The 19742-nt window shown below is 23.0% G+C and carries 11 protein-coding genes; 8 read left to right on the forward strand and 3 right to left on the reverse strand.

What is annotated here, in order from left to right:
• Positions 1-11 precede the first annotated feature (11 nt).
• On the forward strand, positions 12-2717 hold the full coding sequence (ileS, locus tag T383_RS0100390; protein WP_033159699.1) for an isoleucine--tRNA ligase: 2706 nt from the start codon (positions 12-14) through the stop codon (positions 2715-2717).
• Here the strand turns inward: ileS and T383_RS0100395 are convergent.
• Positions 2707-3129, reverse strand: a complete 423-nt coding sequence (locus tag T383_RS0100395) for a hypothetical protein (RefSeq protein ID WP_033159700.1) — start codon at positions 3127-3129, stop codon at positions 2707-2709. The two genes, ileS and T383_RS0100395, sit on opposite strands and share 11 nt — an antisense overlap.
• A gap of 314 nt (positions 3130-3443) precedes the next feature.
• Here T383_RS0100395 and T383_RS0100400 point away from each other — a divergent pair, with 314 nt between their 5' ends.
• From T383_RS0100400 to T383_RS0100415, 4 genes are all read left to right on the forward strand, one after another.
• Positions 3444-10163 (forward strand): hypothetical protein, encoded by a 6720-nt coding sequence (locus T383_RS0100400; RefSeq protein WP_033159701.1) that lies wholly within the window; start codon positions 3444-3446, stop codon positions 10161-10163.
• Positions 10164-10193: 30 nt separating this feature from the next.
• Complete coding sequence (locus T383_RS0100405; protein ID WP_033159702.1) at positions 10194-12185, forward strand: hypothetical protein; 1992 nt, start codon at positions 10194-10196, stop codon at positions 12183-12185.
• 7 nt (positions 12186-12192) lie between these two features.
• A complete protein-coding gene (locus T383_RS0100410) occupies positions 12193-13428 on the forward strand; it encodes a hypothetical protein (protein WP_033159703.1) in 1236 nt (411 codons plus the stop codon).
• A gap of 97 nt (positions 13429-13525) precedes the next feature.
• On the forward strand, positions 13526-14425 hold the full coding sequence (locus T383_RS0100415; RefSeq protein WP_033159704.1) for a hypothetical protein: 900 nt from the start codon (positions 13526-13528) through the stop codon (positions 14423-14425).
• Between the two features lie 19 nt (positions 14426-14444).
• Here T383_RS0100415 and T383_RS0100420 read toward each other — a convergent pair whose 3' ends face one another.
• Positions 14445-14705 (reverse strand): hypothetical protein, encoded by a 261-nt coding sequence (locus T383_RS0100420; protein WP_033159705.1) that lies wholly within the window; start codon positions 14703-14705, stop codon positions 14445-14447.
• Positions 14706-14847: 142 nt separating this feature from the next.
• Here T383_RS0100420 and cdaM point away from each other — a divergent pair, with 142 nt between their 5' ends.
• Genes cdaM through T383_RS0100435 form a run of 3 tightly spaced genes read left to right on the forward strand, consistent with a single transcriptional unit; the run spans position 14848 to position 18740 of the window.
• Positions 14848-15474: a diadenylate cyclase CdaM gene (gene cdaM / locus T383_RS0100425; RefSeq protein WP_033159706.1), complete on the forward strand. Its 627-nt coding sequence runs from the start codon at positions 14848-14850 to the stop codon at positions 15472-15474.
• A gap of 9 nt (positions 15475-15483) precedes the next feature.
• On the forward strand, positions 15484-17298 hold the full coding sequence (gene lepA / locus T383_RS0100430) for a translation elongation factor 4 (protein ID WP_033159707.1): 1815 nt from the start codon (positions 15484-15486) through the stop codon (positions 17296-17298).
• A 2-nt stretch (positions 17299-17300) separates the two neighbouring features.
• Positions 17301-18740 (forward strand): MFS transporter, encoded by a 1440-nt coding sequence (locus T383_RS0100435; protein WP_052663884.1) that lies wholly within the window; start codon positions 17301-17303, stop codon positions 18738-18740.
• 1 nt (position 18741) lies between these two features.
• Here T383_RS0100435 and T383_RS0100440 read toward each other — a convergent pair whose 3' ends face one another.
• Positions 18742-19563, reverse strand: coding sequence for a hypothetical protein (locus tag T383_RS0100440; RefSeq protein ID WP_033159708.1), 822 nt, complete (start codon positions 19561-19563; stop codon positions 18742-18744).
• Positions 19564-19742: the final 179 nt, after the last annotated feature.

Below are 19742 nucleotides of genomic sequence, written 5' to 3' on the forward strand. Positions count from 1 at the left end.
AATAAGAAATTATGGATTACAAAAATACATTAAATGTACCTAAAACTTCATTTGAAATGAAGGCAAATTTAAGTCAAAAAGAGAAACTAATTCAAAATAGATGATTAGAAATAAAACTTTACAATCAAGTTTTAGATGTTTTTAAAAATAGAGAGTGAAAAACTTTGCATGATGGTCCACCTTATGCAAATGGTAATTTGCATGTTGGTCACGCATTAAACAAAATTTTAAAAGATTTTATTGTCCGTTCTTGGTTTTTATATGGTTATAAAAGTCTTTACATTCCTGGTTGAGACACTCATGGTTTACCAATTGAATATGCAGTAAGTCAAAAAACTAAAAATTATAATGAACTTTCAATTGAAGAAAAAAGAAAGTTATGTTTAAATTATGCTAAAGAACAAGTTGAAAACCAAAAAAATCAATTTTTAAGATTTGGTTTACTCACAAATTTTGATAAATGTTATCAGACATATGATCCTGAATATGAAATTGATCAATTAAATACTTTTTTAGTGATGGTAAAGAAAGATTTAATTTATCAAGATTTTAAACCAATTTATTGATCTTGATCATCTCAAAGTGCTTTAGCTGATGCTGAAGTTGAATATGCTGATGTAAAGGCATTGAGTATTTATGTTAGTTTTGATGTTGTAGAATCTTCAAATCCAAAAATTAAACCATTTACTAAACTTTTGGTTTGAACTACAACACCATGAACTATTCCAGCAAATCAAGCAATTTGTGCAAATGAAAAATTAAAGTATGTTTTAGTGAAAATTGATAATTTAAATTTCATTTTAGCTGAATCATGTTTAAATAATATTGCCAAAAATTTAAATTGAACAAATTATGAAATTTTAAATTACTTTACAGGTTTTGATTTGCTAAATACAAAGTATATTCATCCTTTGTACAAAGATCAAATCAATACTGTCATATTAAGTGATCATGTAAAAAATGATGATGGATCTGGTTTGGTTCATTGTGCTCCAGGATTTGGAATTGATGATTATATTGCTTGTAAAAAAAATAACATTAATGAATTAATCGTTCACATAAATGATTTTGGAAAAATAGATGCTAATTTTCATGATGAAAGATTAAGAAATATTTTTTATTTAGATGCAAATAAATTAATTTGTGATTTTTTAAAATCTACCAATAATTTACATTTATGTGCTGAATTTGTTCATAGTGAAGCTCATGATTGAAGAACTAAAAAACCAGTCATTTATAGAGCTACAAAACAATGATTTATTAATATACAAAAAATATCTTCTGAATTAACAAAATCTGTCAATAGTGTGAATTTTCAAGATGAACAAGATCATCAAAGATTATTAAATATGGTTACAAAAAGAACAGATTGATGTATTTCGCGCCAAAGAGTTTGAGGTGTCCCAATACCAATAATTTTTAATTCTAAAAAAGAACCTATTATGGATTTAGAGTTAATTGAGAATATTATTAAAAAAATTCAAAAACATGGTGTTAATTCTTGATTTAATAATCCTGTGGAATTTTTTTTAACCACAAAATACATAAATGATGGTGAAAGTTATTATAAAGAGACAGATATCATGGATGTTTGAATTGATTCAGGTGTTTCTTTTAATGTTTTAAATAAATACGAATTAGGTCAACAAGCTGATTTATATTTAGAAGGAATAGACCAATATCGTGGATGATTTAATTCTTCAATAATTTGCTCAACAATTCAAAATAATATATCTCCATATAAAGAGTTATTTTCGCATGGTATTACACTTGATGAAAATGGAAGAAAAATGTCAAAATCCATTGGTAATGTAATTGATCCAATAAAAATTTGCAACCAATATGGTGCAGATATTTTACGATTATGAGTTTGCTTTATTGATTATAATGATGATAATAGAATTGGAGATAAAATTTTATTACAAGTTGCTGAACAATATCGCAAAATTCGTAATACTCTTTTCAGGTATCCATTATCAAACATTGGTACTGATTTTGATTTTAAACCTTTTCACATGTACAATTATTCATTAGCAGATAAAATTATTTTATTTAAAGTGAATGAAAATTTAAAACAAATCGATAGCTTATTTAAACTATATAAGTTCCAACATGCATTACGTATTATTAATAAGCAAATAATTGATTTATCTAGTTGATATTTTGATTTAATCAAAGATAGTTTATATTGTGATGCTTTAAATAGTGAAAATAGAAAAGCAATTCAGTCTATATTAAATTATATTTTTAATCATTATTTAATGCGCTTATCAATAATTTTACCTCATACATGTGAAGAAGCTTATTTTCACTATAATTTGCCTAACAAAAAATCAAGTATTTTTTTGACAGAATTACCAAAATTTAACAATTTAGATTCTGATAATTTAGATTTAAATAAAATTTATGATGATTTCATGAAAATTAAAGATTTAGTTTATGTTGAAATTGAAAATTTAAGACGTGACAAAGTTATTAATAAGAGTAATGAAGTATCTGTGATCTTGCCAAAAAAAATGATAAATGAAAATGTTTTATGGTTTCCATTTTTAAAACAATGATTAAATGTTGCAGAAGTTCATGTTAAGAATGACATTGATAAAATCATCTTAGAAAAAACAAATTTATTGAGATGTGAACGTTGTTGAACTCACTATAAAAGCGAGTATTTTGCAACTAGTGATTTGTGCAAAAGATGTTTTGAAGTTATCAAATAGATGTTCTTAAGGTATCATTTAAATTTAAGTTGAAATATTTTATTAAATTTGGTGCCATTATAAAAACATATTCAAATGCATTATTAAAATTAATTTTTGCATTTGGCCTTACAATTTCAATTTTATTAATTTTTCAATTTACAGAGCAATAGATTATGGCATATGGTAATCTAAAATGCATTGTGTTAGTAAATTTTTTTGCTAGCATGATGTAAATATTGTCATAATTGTATTCATTTTTTAGTCCACAATATTCAAGTAAATCATTTTCATATCTGATCCGATTTACTTTTATTGTTGTTGTAACATAATTTATTGTTAGTTTTCTTGATAAAAATTTACCTTTTCTACTAATTGAATTAGACAGAATACCTTTGTATTTTTTTTGATCTTTTTTACTTAAAAATTCCATATTTATTTGTGAATACAATTAATGTTTACAATGTTTAAATATTTTTTAAAAATGTACCAAAAAATTTTTAGAATTTTTTATTTATTATTTTTAACATTAAGACATTGGTTAATACATTTACATATTTATATGTAAACTTTTAAAGTTTTATATTAAAATATAAATGCTATTTTTGTTCTATACTGGTTATGTTTTAAAAAGTTAGTAGTATTTGTTTTTAATCTAAATGTCCAAAAATTTTTACTTTTTCAAATTTTAGTTTAGAAATAGATTTTTAAAAATGTCAGTACCCTTTCTAGAAAGTGTAGAAATAAATGGATAAGTTTAGTTATAGTCCAAAAGCAAGAGATAAAGTTTATTCCTCATCTACAGTTGATGATTTCCAAAATAAAATTGCAGAAAAAATTGGAAATATTATTGGCAATGATGGAGTTTTAAGTTCAGGACATGATGGTACACATCTATTTGATGTTTTTGCCGACTCTTCTGCATCATCAGAATTTAATGATCATTTAGTTAATGAAAATTTCTCTAATCAATTTAATAATGGTGTTTTTGGTGATGAATATCCTAATCACTACAATATAGAATATGCAAATAATGAAAACTTAATTAGTAATGTAAATGATAATTTTAGATATTTAAGTCCTAATATTTTACAAAGTGAGCACAACTATTTACTTAAAACTGGTAAATCTATAGCATCAAAAATTAAAAATAAATATCAAAATTTTGATGCAATTTTAAAAAAGATTTCTACTATACTTGATGAACGTTCATCATACATTAAGAAAATAATGTCAGAATGTAGGGATGAAAATTTATATAGTAGTTTGACAGATGAATTAAATCGAATTGATTTTGAATATAAACAGTTAACTAATTGTAGGTTTGGACTTTTTAATGAGTTAAGCAAATGAGAAGATAAAGTTAATCAAATTTTTATTGATGCAAAAGATTCTCATGATAAGTTTATAAGTGATTTAAAAGAACTTTCATCTAACATAATTAAGAATGAAATTATTGAAGAAAACAAAAATAAGATTACAAATACATTAAAAAATATTAATGATGAAATTGCTGCAATTGACATTGAATTGGTAAATAAACAATTTAAGCTTGATCAATTAATGATGCAGCAAAATAATGCTTTTTCTACTAATAATATTGATGTAAATGATATTCAGAAATTAAATATTGAATGTGAAAATTTAGTAAACAAAAAAAACTTATTAAAATATAAGGCAGATGATCTTAAAAAAGAATTGTTTGAAGATTTATATTCATTAAATGAACAACATGAAAATGTTAATTCACTAGTTCATAATCATATTCAAAAGCTTATTTTTTATTATGATTCTTTGGTTCAATGTGGTAATGAAATTTCTGAAGCGCGCGAAAAACTTGTTAACAATGATGTAAATTCAGAATACTTAGAATTATTTAATCCAATTTTTGAATATGTTAATGCAAGATCAATAGAAATTGACAACATTTTACAATCTATTGATGAAAATTTATCTTATGCTATTGATAGAATTGACCCATTATATGCTAGTTACTTTAAAAATAATGGTGAATTGACACATGTTAAGAATGAAAAAGAATGTTTAGAATTACAACTTAATGCTTTAGATATTTTAAAACAAGAATTTATTGCTAAAATTGATGATTTAATTAATCAGTTACAAACTAAAATGTCTGATGTTCAAAAACTTATTGATAATTCTAACAAAAATGATTGGTTTCAAAATTTTGCTTTTGGAACTGAAAAAAATCCATTAAATTTTGATAAATTTTTTGATGAAAAAAATAATGTTTTGACTGATGTTAAACACTTTTTAAATTCAAAAAGAAAAGAAATTGACAAGTTATTACTAGACTATAGGTTAAATAATTCAAAAAAAAATCATGATATTGGTAATGATATTAATGATGTTGTGTTAAATTTACAAAATCTTAAAGTCAGAATTGATAATGAACTTAAAAATTTAAATGAACTTAACCATATTTCTTTAAATAGTTTGCTAAACATCCAAAATGATATTTCTTTGATTCTTACTTCTTTAAAGTCAAAAATGGCTATTAATTCTCAACAATCTGATTTAAATGAATTTTTGATTTCATTGGATAAAAATTTTAAAAATTTGTTGTTAGATTTTGATAATCAAATTAATTTAAGAATTAAAAAAATAGAAAATAAATTTAGCTTTTTTAAAACTATTTCTAAAAAAATTAATCTAAATATTAATTCATCAAAAGAAAAGTTAAATTCTTTTTACTCTAAAATTCAAAATGATTTATCCTCTTTAGAAATAAAAAAAATTAAATCTGAATTAAATTTAATTAAAAAACAAATATCTGATGTCGATTCCAAAAATGATTTATTCTTAAATCAAATTGATTCAATCAATAATTTAATAAGTTCAATTGAAAAGGATATTAATGATTTTGAAAATGAGATAAATAAAATAAATAATCTCAAAAAAAGTAATTTAGAAAATGAATTAATTATTGATGATAAAAGTAATAAAAAATTCTTAAATTTATTTCTTGCTATGAATGATTTTGTATTTAAAAGAAATTCAGTCAACCAAGAATTAAAAAAATCTTTAAATAAATCTGAAGTTGATTTAAGTAATATTTTTTCAAAAGATTTATCTAATGATTTAGATTTATTAAATTCTTATCAAAATAACTTTGATACATATTGACATAACTTTAATTCAAAATTGAATGATTATAAATTAGTTTTAAGTAATTTTAAGAGTCAAATTAATGATTTAAAAACTAAAAATCATCCTTCATTTTTGAAAAAAAATAAAGAAAATTTTGCTTTGATTAATGAAGTGAACGCTTTAGTGAATCAAATGCAAGAAAAAAAAGAAAATTTCTTTAATGATATGAGTCAGATTTATGAAAAAATTAATAACAAACACAACCAAATAAATTCTCAAGCAAATGTTTTGTTTGATAAGTTTAATTCATTGCAAGATGATTCTAATTTGTTTGTTGATGAAGAAAAAAACAAATTGCTCAAAGAAATTCAGCAAGAACAAAAAAATTTAATAGAAGAAAAACAAAAGTTATTAAATGAACGTAATTTTTTAACACAAAAATTAAAAAATTATGAAAATAATTTAATTAGTCAAGAAAAAAAGTTTATTGATAATGAAATTAAGGAACAAGATTCATTAAATTATAAAAATAAGAATAAATGCGACTCAGAAATGAATGAAATTAAAAATATGATAAGTTCACTTTTGAGTAACATTAGTAATTTTGAAAAAATTAAACAAAAAGAAATAAATGATATAAAAAATGAATATTTGGAATTAAAGAAATATAATGAAGAAAATGAACGTATTCGTCAGAACCTTCAAAATGATATTTATAAGTTTAATTTAGATAAAAACTTTAATAATCCAAATTATTCTGAAAATGAATTAAATAAAAAGATAAATCATTTTAAAAAATGACAAAAAAAGATAGATTTAAATGATCAAAAATTAGAGTTAAAGCGAACTTTACTAATGAATAGTATTAATCGCATAATTGATCAACTAGCTTATGATGATTTTGAAGACCATAAATTAGATATTAATAATAACAATTATGAACTAGAAATAAAACAAAAATTATGTGATGATGAAATTAAAAGCATTTTTAATAAATTAAAAAAAAGTAGTAAGAATTTTACTGCTGACCAAAAGCAAACAATCCAAAATATTCATCATGAATATCTTGATTTATTATCTTTTCAAAGAGAAGTAAATTTAAGAATTAATAAATTAAAAGATGATATATCAAATTTTCAAAATAATGGTTTAAACAATATTAGCAATGATCATTCAACACAAAGTTTTGCTTCATTAGAAAACAAGTGTAAAAAAATTAATGATTTTAAGTTGGATATTAGTAGAAAGCAAGCCAAAATCTTGTCAGATTTAAGAAATTTTCAAATTAATTTAATAAACTATAATAACAATAATGCAGATTTTTTTATTGATGAAAATGAACAACTAGAAAAAGGCATAGATTATGATGCTAAAAAACAATTAAGTATAGAACGATCTAATTTAAAAAAAATAAATGATCAATTGCTTAGAAAACAAGATGAATTAATAAATAAAGAAGAACAATTGAATGAAGATCGTAATCATTTGATTAATGAGATAAAAGAAATGAAAAATTATTTATTTAAACATAGCGAAAGGATAGATAATTTTAAAAATTTTGATAAATTTCAACAAATTAGTAACTGAAATAGGAAAAATGATGAAATTAATGAAATTTTTCATAGACTGGAATCAAAAAGAAATTATTTAGATGCTAATATAAATAGTGAATTTAATCGTTTACGACATGAAAAATATGATTTAGATAATCAACAAACAGAATTGAATTACTTATTAAAAAGAATCAATCATGATTTTGAAAGATTAAATCAAATGAAATATCAAGATTTAATAACTAAAGAAAAATATGAGAGTGAATTTAATGCATTAAAAACTAACTCAAAAGATCTTGAATATCGTTTTAATAAGTTAGAGGAAAATCATAATCAATTGTTGTATTATTTAAGATTTTTAGAACAAAAGGCAAGTGAAAAAGAGCAAATGATTCAAAATGAAAAAGTACGTTTACAACATGATAATCGATCAAAAGAATTGGAAACTGAACATTCCAACCTAAGAAAAATGAGTAACAAATTAGCAGAAAAAGAAAAAGAATTAATTAAAAAGGAAGATCAGTTAATGAATGAGCGACATCATATATTTGATGAAATAAACAAAATGAAAAATTATTTGTTTGAACAAAATGAAAAAATAAATGATTTTAAAGCTTTTAATAAACTAAAAGAGGAAGAGCAAAACAAACAAAATAATGAAATTAATAAAATTTTACATAAATTAGAGTTAAAAAAATCTCAATTTGATGCTGATGTAAGTAATGAGATTAATCGTCTACGCCATGAACAAGTTAATCTTGATAATAGGCAAAAAGAGTTAGATTCTCAATCAAAAAAAATTGATGATGATTTTCAAAAATTAAAACATTTAAAGCACCAAACATTAATAACTAAAGAAAGATACGAAAGTGAACTTAATGCATTGAAAGCTAGTTCAGCAAATTTAGATCGTCGTTCCAATGAATTAGAAGAAAATCGCAGTCGCATATTAAATTATTTAAAATCTTTGGAACATAAAGTGAGTGAAAAAGAACAAATGATTGAAAACGAAAGGTTGCGTTTACAACAAGTTAGTTTACAACAAGATAATCGCTCAAAAGAGTTAGAAAAAGCTTTAAATGATTTAAATGTTCAACGTAAAGAATTTGATATCAAACGTAATGAAGAACTAGAAAAGATAAATCAAAAACAAGAAAAAAATGAGCAAAAAGAATTAGAATTAAATCGCAGAATTAAACAATTTAAAGAAGAATCATCAAAATTAAATAACAAAAAGAATTCTATATTCAATGATAAATTGAGATTAAAAAATCAATATGATGAATGTTTGGCACTTAAGGATGCAATTTTAAATGAACAAAAAAAATTAGAAAAACACAAAAATGCTACAATTGAAAACTTGAAGAAATTTAATGAAGAATTGCATGGTAAAAAAGCTAAGTTAAGATCATTTTATAACAAAGTATGTAAATTAAATCATGAACAAAAATTAAAACAACAAGAAATTGATTTTTCCATTAAAAAGCATAATGATGAAATTGAAAAATTTAATAAAATGAGGGATGAATTTAATGATAAACAGAAAAATTTAGAAAAAGAACAAAAAGATAAAATTCAATACTTAAACAATTTTTATAAATCTTTATTAAAACGTGAACTTAATTTGAAAAAAATTCATCAAGATTTAATTACGAGCGAAAAGGAGTTAAATGATAAACTTAAGAAATTTGAAATTGAAAAAGAAAAAATTATTGAATTATCAACTAACAAAGAAGAAAAAAAGAAGCAAATTTATAGATGCAATAAACATTTAACAACAGGAGATAATGATATGTCTAATTTTGATTTTAATAATTGCCCTAATTGTCAAGTTCATAACCAACAACATTACCAAAAACCAATCTGCTCTAATAATTATGGAGTAGTTCCGAATGCAAATTTTGTAGATCCTTTAATTCAAATGCAACGTTTAGTGCAAAGACAACAAATTCAAATGCTTAAGCAAGAGCATAAATATGAAATGCAAGAAGCTAATAGACAACGTGTTGAATTAGAAAAAAAATTGCATGATTTAATTGAATTGCAACATAATCAATTAAAAGAAAAATCTAGTACTCAACATGGTTATGACAAAAATTTTGCTAATGGCGGGAATGAAGATGAAAGCATAAATCGATTAATTCATTCTTTGGCATATAATACTCAAGTTAAATTTAAAAAAATTGAAGACGCTTTATCTGAAATAAAAAAGGTAAATGAAAACAAATTCGTACAACAAAACCAAGAAGCATTTAGAAATACTCAAAATGAAAACATTGAAAATTTAAAAAATACATTGTTAATAAATGATATTAAAGATGCTATTTCTAGTGAAGTTAGTCAATTAAAAAATGAACAAAATTCATTGATTGGAAACTATTTAAAAAAAGATCAAGAAAGAGTAAAAGAAATGCAAGCAAAAGAGCATCAAATGAAAGAAATGATGCTAGATATGCGCAAGGCCTTTAATGAACAATTAAACTTGCTAAAGAATGATAAGAAAATGTTGGCAGATCAAGTTTTACATTACAAAGAAATGCTTAATAATAATTTATCTAACTCAAATAGTGATAAAAATGATGCTTTGCATGAAGCAAAAATTATTTTAGATGAAACTAAAAATATTTTGGCAAAAGAAAGAGAACGTTATTCAAAAGAACGTGAGCAGATTATTCGTGATGGCTATTTAAATGATATGTTAAAGAAAAATGAAGCCAAAAATATTCAAAATGAAAAACAAATGCAAATTCAAAAATTAACAGATGAAATAAAAAATATTAAAGATTTATTAGATAATAATTAAGTTTATTAGAAACTATAAAAAAAGAGACCTATGCAATTAAATTGTAAAAACAAATGTAATATTCAACAACACGATAAAGAAAAAATCTTAAAAGAAATAGCTAAGGAAATAAGTGCTATTAAAAAAGAACGTGATCTTTCTCTTGATTTGTTGCAAAAAAATCTCAATAATCGAGATTACAAAACCATTACAATTCATCATTATAACCTTAAGATTAATAAACTGAAAAATGAATTGGAACTTTTAAAATCTAAATTGAATGATAAGGAAAGTAATGCTGCAAAAAAAATTTCTAATTTAATAGAAAACTATAAAACAAATTTTGATGAAATTTTAATGCAAATTAATATTGCTTTTGATTCAATTCAAATAAAATATGATTTTTTAAAAGAATCTAATTTTTCTTCTATTGAAGACCTTGATATTTTATTAAGCAAAATTAATGAATTTAAAAAAGAATTTAAAATATCGTGATTTAGTAATTTAGAAAATCTTTCAAAAAAGTTGTTTTTAGTTATTTCACAAGCAAATTCACGTATTTTAAAGAAAATTTTTCAATTTGTTATTGACAATATACCAAGTAGTGATCCAATTGATATCTTATCAACAGATATAATTGTTAAAAGATATATCCAAAATTGCATTAATAAAATTTGTGATTATTATGATAGAGTTTCTGGTCTTTATAATTATTTATCTAACATTAAATCTAATGCAATTGAAAATGAAAAAAGAATAAAAAAAGAAAAAGAATTTTGAAATGAAGATGTATCTCCAATACTTCTTTCTTCTGACAAAGACACTGAGAGTTTAAATAATAAATTATCTAGTGAAATTGAAAATGTAAAAAAAGTAGTTGAAAAAGAAATAAGTGATATTCGTAAAGATAATTTGGAACGTGAAAGTAGATGGCAAATTTTTTTAGAAAATGAATGTTCTAAACATGAAAAATTATTAAATGATATTAGAGATGATTATCACGATTCTTTAGTTAAAGAACGACAAAATATGCTTTTGAAAATTAATAATGCAATTGAGGATCACTCCCAAAAAATTATTGATAGTGAAGCATCAGATAATGACTTGGAAGATATTTACAAGAAAATTACAAATGATCATAAATTGATCATGAAAGAAAATTTTAAAAACAAAAACAATGTTTTAAAAGATCATTTTGTGAGTATTAATGATGAAATTGAAAAGCAAATTGATACCAAATTAGAAGAATTAAATAATAAAAATTTGCATTTGGAAGAACAAAAAGATTATTATCTTAAGCTTTTAAAAGACAAGATTAATGCCATTAGGGTTTCATCACAATGTGGTAACAAATATTTTGATGTATCTGAAAAAAAAGAATTAAACAATGACATTTTAATAAATGAAAATTTTAATAGTGATTTTATTAAAGATGAAGAAAATAATTTAACAAGTTTTGAATCAAATGTTCAAAATAATGATGAATTAATTCAAAATATTAAAAATTCTCAAGATGATGACAGTCCTTCTATTATTGATGTTCCAAATAATACTCTTAACAATTTGGCAAATAGTAAAGAAGACCTTAACAATTTAACAGATGAAATCACAAAACGTATAGTTAATAAATTTAATGAAGAAATTGAAAAGATTTGTTATCAAAATAATATGATTTCTTCTTCAATGAATCCATGCTTGGATTTAAATAACTTAAACTTAGATCTTTTACAACAACAAGATCCAAATCAATTTGCTCAATTTATGAATAATATGAATTTGTTTAATGATTTTAACAATCCTATTAATGGTAATTATCATACTGATTCTTCTTTTAAAAATAATTTAAATCAACAACAAATACATGATAATGTTGACAATAATCATGATGGCAATAATATTGATTCACAAATTATGTCAAGAAAGGTTAAATTTGTCGGTTTTGACAAGAACAATTCTAGGCATGGAAGACTTTCAAGTGAAGATATTAGAAAATATGCAAATTCAATAATTAGTGCTAATCGTAAAAAAAACATTAAAGAGTAATTATTTTATGATTTGATCTAATGATGCATTAAATAAATATTTAAATAATAGAAAAAACCAAATAAAAAATTTTGACAAGCAATATCTTGTTGATAAATTATTTTCTATTTCAAAGAATACATCATTTGTTTTGATAAATAATCATTCAAGTTCTAATGATGCTTTAAACTTGTGTTTTGAACTACTTTTAAAATGGTTTGAAGTAAAAAAAAATAACAATGATAACTTAAATATAACCTTTTGTGATCCGGATGCAAGTACTGATATTAATGAAAATGCAAAAATTTTTGATTTTATAAATTCTTCTGATTCTTCTAAAAAACATGTTTTAGTAATTAATAAATTTGAAACGTTTAAAAATATTGTTTGATGAATTAGAGAATTTAGAAAAATTAATAAAAAAACTAGTTTAATTGTTTATTTTGTTTTAAATGAAGTTGGTTATTTATTAAAAAAAATAATAAAAAATTTTAATGTTGATTGTTACATTTTACGTTCTCAATCATTTAATGATTTTTTACAAACTAATTCAAAGTTAAGATTGTCTACTGATAGTTATTTAAAATTTTTAAATCAAAAAATTAGTAATTTTGAAAAATATGAAAACAAAAGTCTTGCGAATCAATTAATTAAAAAAACTATTAGTATTTTTTGGCATAATTTGGGAACAATTGAAAATATACGTTCTGATGTTCATTCAGCATTGGAAATTTTAAGATGTGTTGCATTTTCAAAAGAATCATTGTTTGATTTGAATGATTTAGCTAAGTTATTAAAAATAGAAATAAAAGAAATTCATAAAATTTTAAAAATATTTGAAGATACAAAGATCATTAGAGTTTTGCCTATTGTTAGTAAAAACTTATCTAAAGTTTTATCTAATGTTTTTTACATTACATTTGGTGATCCCATTTATTATTTTGCTTTTAAAGATGCAATTAATGATAAAAATATTTCATTAAAATTATGGGTTAGTTCGTTGTTGAGTTCATTAGATTCATTTCATAAATTAAAATTGGTTCAAGATTTTTATGTTTCTTTAAGTGAACAAGTTTCAATTTATAATCATTCAAATAATAGTTTTTTCCAGATTGGAATGAATGATAATACTTTAGGTCCATTAATGACATATATGAAAAGTATTAAAAAATTGAAAAAAACTAATTATTTTAAAACAAAAGAATTGCCATTAATTATTTCTAATTATGAATATCGAAACTGACGTAAAATTCAAATCAAATAAATTTATTATTAGTTTTTTAAATATTATAATTTAGTGACAAATAAAATCAATTATTCTAAAATAAAATTAGATTTATATTTTTAGGAATATTTTGCTTATGAGTAAAAAAAAATCTAACAAAGATAATAAAAGTCTTAAAAATGATTTAAATATTAATGAAAATAACTTTTTAGATGATTTGCATTCTAATATAACTAGAATTTCTTCTCAAATTGTTAATACTTCTGATTTAATAGATTTTGTTGATGATAATAAAAATTATTTTAATAAAAACAATACAAAAGCAACTTCTAAAAATAATAAATATGAAAAATTATTTAAAGTTAAAAATCAACTATTTAAAGTTAAATCTAATAGGTCAAAAACTACAATTGTTCCCGGAATTACTATTAGTTTAGATAATTCTATTGAACCAGTAAAAGATTTTGTGGCACAAACAAATGAAGATTATCTTGATAAGGATTCAAAGTTAAGTGATTTTGTGGATAGTAAAAACTTTAACAAAGATTTTATTGAAAAAGATGAATCTTTTGGTTTAAATTTAAATAATGAATTTTATAAATATAATGAAATGAATTTAGATTCAAATGATAGTAATGAATTAATAATTCCAATTAATTATGATGATAGTAATGTTAATCTCAATAGTAATGAGAATTTAAATAAAGAAATGATATTTTCATCATCTCTTAAAAATGTTGATAATTCTAAAGATTATGATTGTTTTCAAGAAAATAATGAAATTATAAAACCTTATAATTTTGCAAAAAACACGACTGAACAATTAGAATCATTGAGTTCTAAAATAGATTCTTTGATTTACAACACAAAAGAAATTAAGAAAGAGCATTTAGATCAATGTGATATGGTTGTTGAAGAAGAAGATGCCAATAAAGAAATGGCAGTTCCTCCACCATTTATTCACGTCCCTATTCCTGATCAAAGTTATAATGATGATTTAATTAACATTAAACAAGAAAATGGAAGTTTTGATTAAAACTTCCATTTTCTTGTTTTTATATCATCATAATTGAAGATTGTTTTGGTGTTAATCCATATTTGATAGCTATACTTGATGATGGATTGTATCTATTGTAATTTGATGCTCATGAATTATTGTAAGTTGTATTAGAGTTATTGTTGTGTAAAAAAATATTTAAAAGATTTGTAATTGCATTATTTATTGTTTGAAAAATTAATGATGAACCCATAGCAAAACTTCAAAATGATAGTCCTCCAAAAATTTTTTGTTTATTTTTTTGATCAATTTTTGTCATTTTTGTACCTCCATAAACATAAGTTACAAAAAAAAGTAAATTTAAACAAATTTTTTTATTTTTAGTTTTTATTTTTAATTTAAAATTAAAAAGGTTATTTTAGTAAAAGCAAAATAAATATAAAAAAAGGTTTAATAAAACAATGAATAATGCTGAGATTTTTTCATTAACTATTTTGGTTTTATTGATTGTTGCTTTTTTAGCATTCATTATTTATTTTTTCTCAAATAAAGATTCACGAAATGCTTTTGTTGTTAAATTTAAAAAACTTTTTCACAAATATAATGATGCTAGTAATGATAAAAAATTTATTGATAATTTGTCTAGTTCATTATTAAAGTTATCTAGTGATAAAATAGGAGCCATTATAGCAATTGAGCAGAATGATGCCTTAGATTTTTATATTAATGTTGGTTACAAAATTCAAGGAGATTTTTCTCCAGAATTTATTATTTCTGTTTTTTACAATAAGAATTCAGCATTGCATGATGGAGCTATTATTGTTCGAGATAAAAACATTGTATCAATTTCTAGCTATTTTCCTATGACTAGACAACTATTGGATGTTTCATATGGAGCTAGACATCGTTCTGCAGTTGGGTTAAGTGAAAGAACAGATTCAGTTATTTTTGTTGTTAGTGAAACATCTGGAAGAATTAGTGCAGCTAAAAATGGTGTAATTCATCGCTTATCACAAAATTCTGATCGTTTAGTTGATGAAATTATTAAATTGTTATCAACCAATAAAAATGATGAATCTTTCATTTAGATAATTTTTATGGAAAAAAAAAATAAAAAATATTTTCGAAATTTTAGCATTATTGCTCATATTGATCATGGAAAATCTACTGTTTCTGATAGGTTACTTGAATTTACAAACACAGTTGATGCTCATAATATGCAAAATCAATTGTTAGATTCAATGGATATTGAAAGAGAACGGGGAATTACAATTAAATTAAATGCTGTTCAATTAGTGTATGAAAATCCAGATGATAAGCAAAAATATTTATTTAATTTAATTGATACTCCTGGACATATTGATTTTACTTATGAAGTTTCTAGAAGTCTTGCAGCTTGTGAAGGAGCACTTTTAGTAGTTGATGCTTCTCAAGGGGTAGAGGCACAAACGTTATCAAATGTTTATCTTGCATTAGAAAATAATTTGGAAATCATTCCTGTTATTAATAAAATTGATTTATCATCTGCTGATGTTGATCGAGTTAAACAACAGATTGAAGAACAAATTGGTATTGATTGCTCAAATGCACCGTTAATTTCTGCAAAAACTGGTTTAAATATTGATCAAGTTGTTAAAGCAATTATTAATGATATTCCTCCACCTAAAAATGATGATGATAATGCACCATTACAAGCTTTAATTTTTGATTCCTACTATGATTCTTATAAAGGAGCAGTTTGTTTTGTTCGAATTAAAAATGGAACTCTTAAAGCGGGCGACAAAATTTTAATGATGTCTAATAATTCAGTTTATGAGGTAACTGAAGTTGGTGTAAAGACGCCTGAATTATCCAAAAGGGAAATGCTTGTATCTGGTGAAGTTGGTTGATTTGCGGCATCTATTAAAACAATTAGAGATGTGAATGTTGGTGACACAATTACTCATTTTGATAATCCAACTAAAGAACCATTACCAGGTTATCGAAAGGTAATTCCAATGGTTTATGCTGGTTTATATCCAATTGATACCAATGACTATGAAATTTTGAAAATAGCAATGAATAAAATTGCATTATCTGATGCTGCACTTGAATATGAATATGACACATCACAAGCTTTAGGATTTGGAATTAGATGTGGTTTTTTAGGTCTTTTACATATGGATGTAATTAGAGAAAGAATTATTAGAGAACATAACATTCCTCTTATAATAACTGCTCCTTCAGTTAAATATCAAGTTTTAATGACAAACAATGAAATAATTTTAATAGACAATCCAACTAACTTACCTGATCGTACTAAAATTAAATCCATTTCAGAACCATATGTTAAAGTTACCATTTCCACTCCTAGTGAATATTTAGGTGGAATAATGGAATTGTGTCAAAATTTTCGTGGTTCTTATTTAGAACTAAATGAAATTGATTCAGTACGTAAAAAAATTACTTATGAAATGCCTTTAGCTGAAATTATTTATAGCTTTTTTGATAGATTGAAGTCAATTTCCAGAGGATATGCAAGTTTAGATTATGAATTAATTGGTTATAAAGAATCTAAATTAGTTAAAGTTGATGTTCTTTTGAATGGACAAAAAGTTGATGCTTTATCTTTTATTAGTCATACAGATTTTGCATATGCAAAAGCTAAAAAAATTTGTGAGAAACTTAAGGAATTAATTCCTCGTCATTTGTTTGAAATTCCTATACAAGCTGCTATTGGGTCTAAAATTATTAGTCGAGAAACTATTAAAGCAATGAGAAAAAACGTTTTAGCTAAATGTTATGGAGGCGACGTAAGTAGAAAGAAGAAATTACTTGAACAGCAAAAAGAAGGTAAAAAGAAAATGAAAGCAATTGGGAATGTTGAAGTTCCCCAAGAAACATTTAGTAAACTTCTTCAGGATAATGATTAAAAATGGAATCTTTATTAATAACACATTCTTCAACATTTAATCTAGCTAATTGAACATCATTTGGAATTAATTTAGGAATTTTCTTTTTAATTTTTTTAGGATCAGGTATTCTTTTGTGAAAATTAAAATTTGATAATCCTGGATATAAATTACTTTTTGTTTTTTATACAATCTTTTGGTTTCCATTAATGTTAGTACGATCTTATCGTGGAACAATGAATAATGACCTAGGTGTTAGCACTGCATTGTTATGAGTGCCTTTAACTGTTTATGGTTTAGTTGGCATTGTTGTACGTCCTTTTTTTGATTTTTTAGGGGTCTATTTTCATTCACGAAAAATAATTGTATATATTGCTTTAATCCTTCAAATTTGCACATTTATTCCATTAATAGTATCTCCTAGTTTTGAGACAAATGTTATTCAATCTATTGGTGTCGGAATTGGAGCTAGTTGTATTGGTACTTTTAGTTTATGATTTAATGAACAACATGCTAAAACTAAACCCTTTTTAACTATTTCTGTTCTTTCATTACCCCCATTGTTAGCTGATTTTTTAGCATCTCCCATTCAATCATTAGTTCGAAGTTTTGCTTTCGAAACAAATACAAATCATGCTGATCCTTTTTTTATGCGCTATCTTTGAGTAATTGCATTATGTGCAATTGTAATTAATTTAGTTATTGGTATTTTTTTAAAAGAAGATCGAAGTTCTGTTGGTTTAAAGGTTGATGTTTCTAAAAAAAAGGTAATAGCAAATAAATGAGATTGATTATTGTTAACAGGTGTTATTGTTGTTGGTGCTAGCATTGATTTTACAAAATTTGCAACAGGAGATTCAATTGCAACTTTAACTATTCAAGATATTGGTGGCGCTAATAATACAAAAGCATTTGAAGGATATGTATCTGCATTATTTAGTGGTTTTCAATTGATTGGTGGTATTTTAATGGGTTTATGTTTGACAAAGTATTTTAGCAAGAATTTAATTTATATTTTTGGAGCATTGTTTTTTATTTTATATAACTTTGCAACAATTTTAATTACTAATAGCTATGTTAGTCCATCAGTTCCAGGAGCAATTGCATTTTTATGTATTCAACCATTAAATGGTTTTGGATATGGCATTTTGTATAACTTATTAATAGCAAATGTATTATCACTAACATTTAAAACAAATAAATTTAGTCCATTGGGTTTATATCAATGTTTTGCATCAATTACAATTTCATGTGGAACATTTTTTACAACAGCAATTAAAAACTTTTTTAAAGATTTATCTTATTCTGATGCAACTTTAATTATAAGTTTAACTTTAATTGGAATTACTATTTTAATGGGTATAATTTATTACTTTGTTAATTTTATTGAAGTAAATTTTCAACATAAAATATTATGAAAATTTAATCAAAATATTAAAAGTAATGATAAAAAAAATAAGTAACTTAATTAATTATTTTAAATCTAATATATGTTCGATCATCAAATGATTTATTACCTTTTTTAATTCCTTTAGTTGACATAAAAATTTTGTAGCATTCAGGATCAAATTTTAGATACTTTTGTAGATAATTTTCACTTTGCTTTAAAGTTGGTTTTAATTTTATATATCCATCACTTGCTAAAACAATTTCATCATCAATTTTGACTTTATGAACAATTGTTAATTTATGATTTAATTTCAGACCATTTATAACTGGAAAACCAAATGGTCGATCAAGATTTGAAAAAAAAGATTGTTTTTTTAAAAAATCTAAAATAATATTTTGAACAATTTTTTCTTGATTTTTAATTTTTTTATTATTTTCTCTTAAATTATTTAGCCTTAAATAAAAACTTCTTAATCCAGTTGATAAAAGATCAATAAATTTGGAATGATCATATAATTTTTTGTTAATTAAAATAGGACAATCACCATAACTTACAATTTCTTTTCTTAAATCATTATAAAAAACAATACCTGCTTGTAATTGTTCTTCAGGATTTTCATAAAAAAATTTTTCTTTGTTTTTGTATTGATTACTTAATGCTAAATTGATATGACTAATTATTTTTTTATTACTTCATTTTGGATTTACAGTTTCAAATGCTTTTAATATTAATTCTTTAGCAAATCAACCACTAGTTTTGTTGTTAAGTCATTTTAATTTTCCTTTTGGAGATCCACCATCAACAACAGCAATAATTTTTTTAGATATAAAATAACCATCTTCACAACTATCTTGTGAATTTTTGCCAACAATTAATTTTTCAATAATTTGATACATGTCTTTAACTCTAAATTTATTCACTCATGATTTTAATATGTTAATTTTTAAATCTAATTAAAAATCAATTACTAAAAAAACTAAATTAAAATGTTATTTTTTCAATAAATAAAATAAAATTAAAAGGATTCACCAATGTGAATGAGAGAAAAAACTAATTTACACGTAAAAAAATAATT

The sequence above is a fragment of the Mycoplasmoides alvi ATCC 29626 genome (assembly GCF_000701785.1).
Lineage (GTDB): Bacteria > Bacillota_I > Bacilli_A > Mycoplasmatales > Mycoplasmoidaceae > Mycoplasmoides > Mycoplasmoides alvi.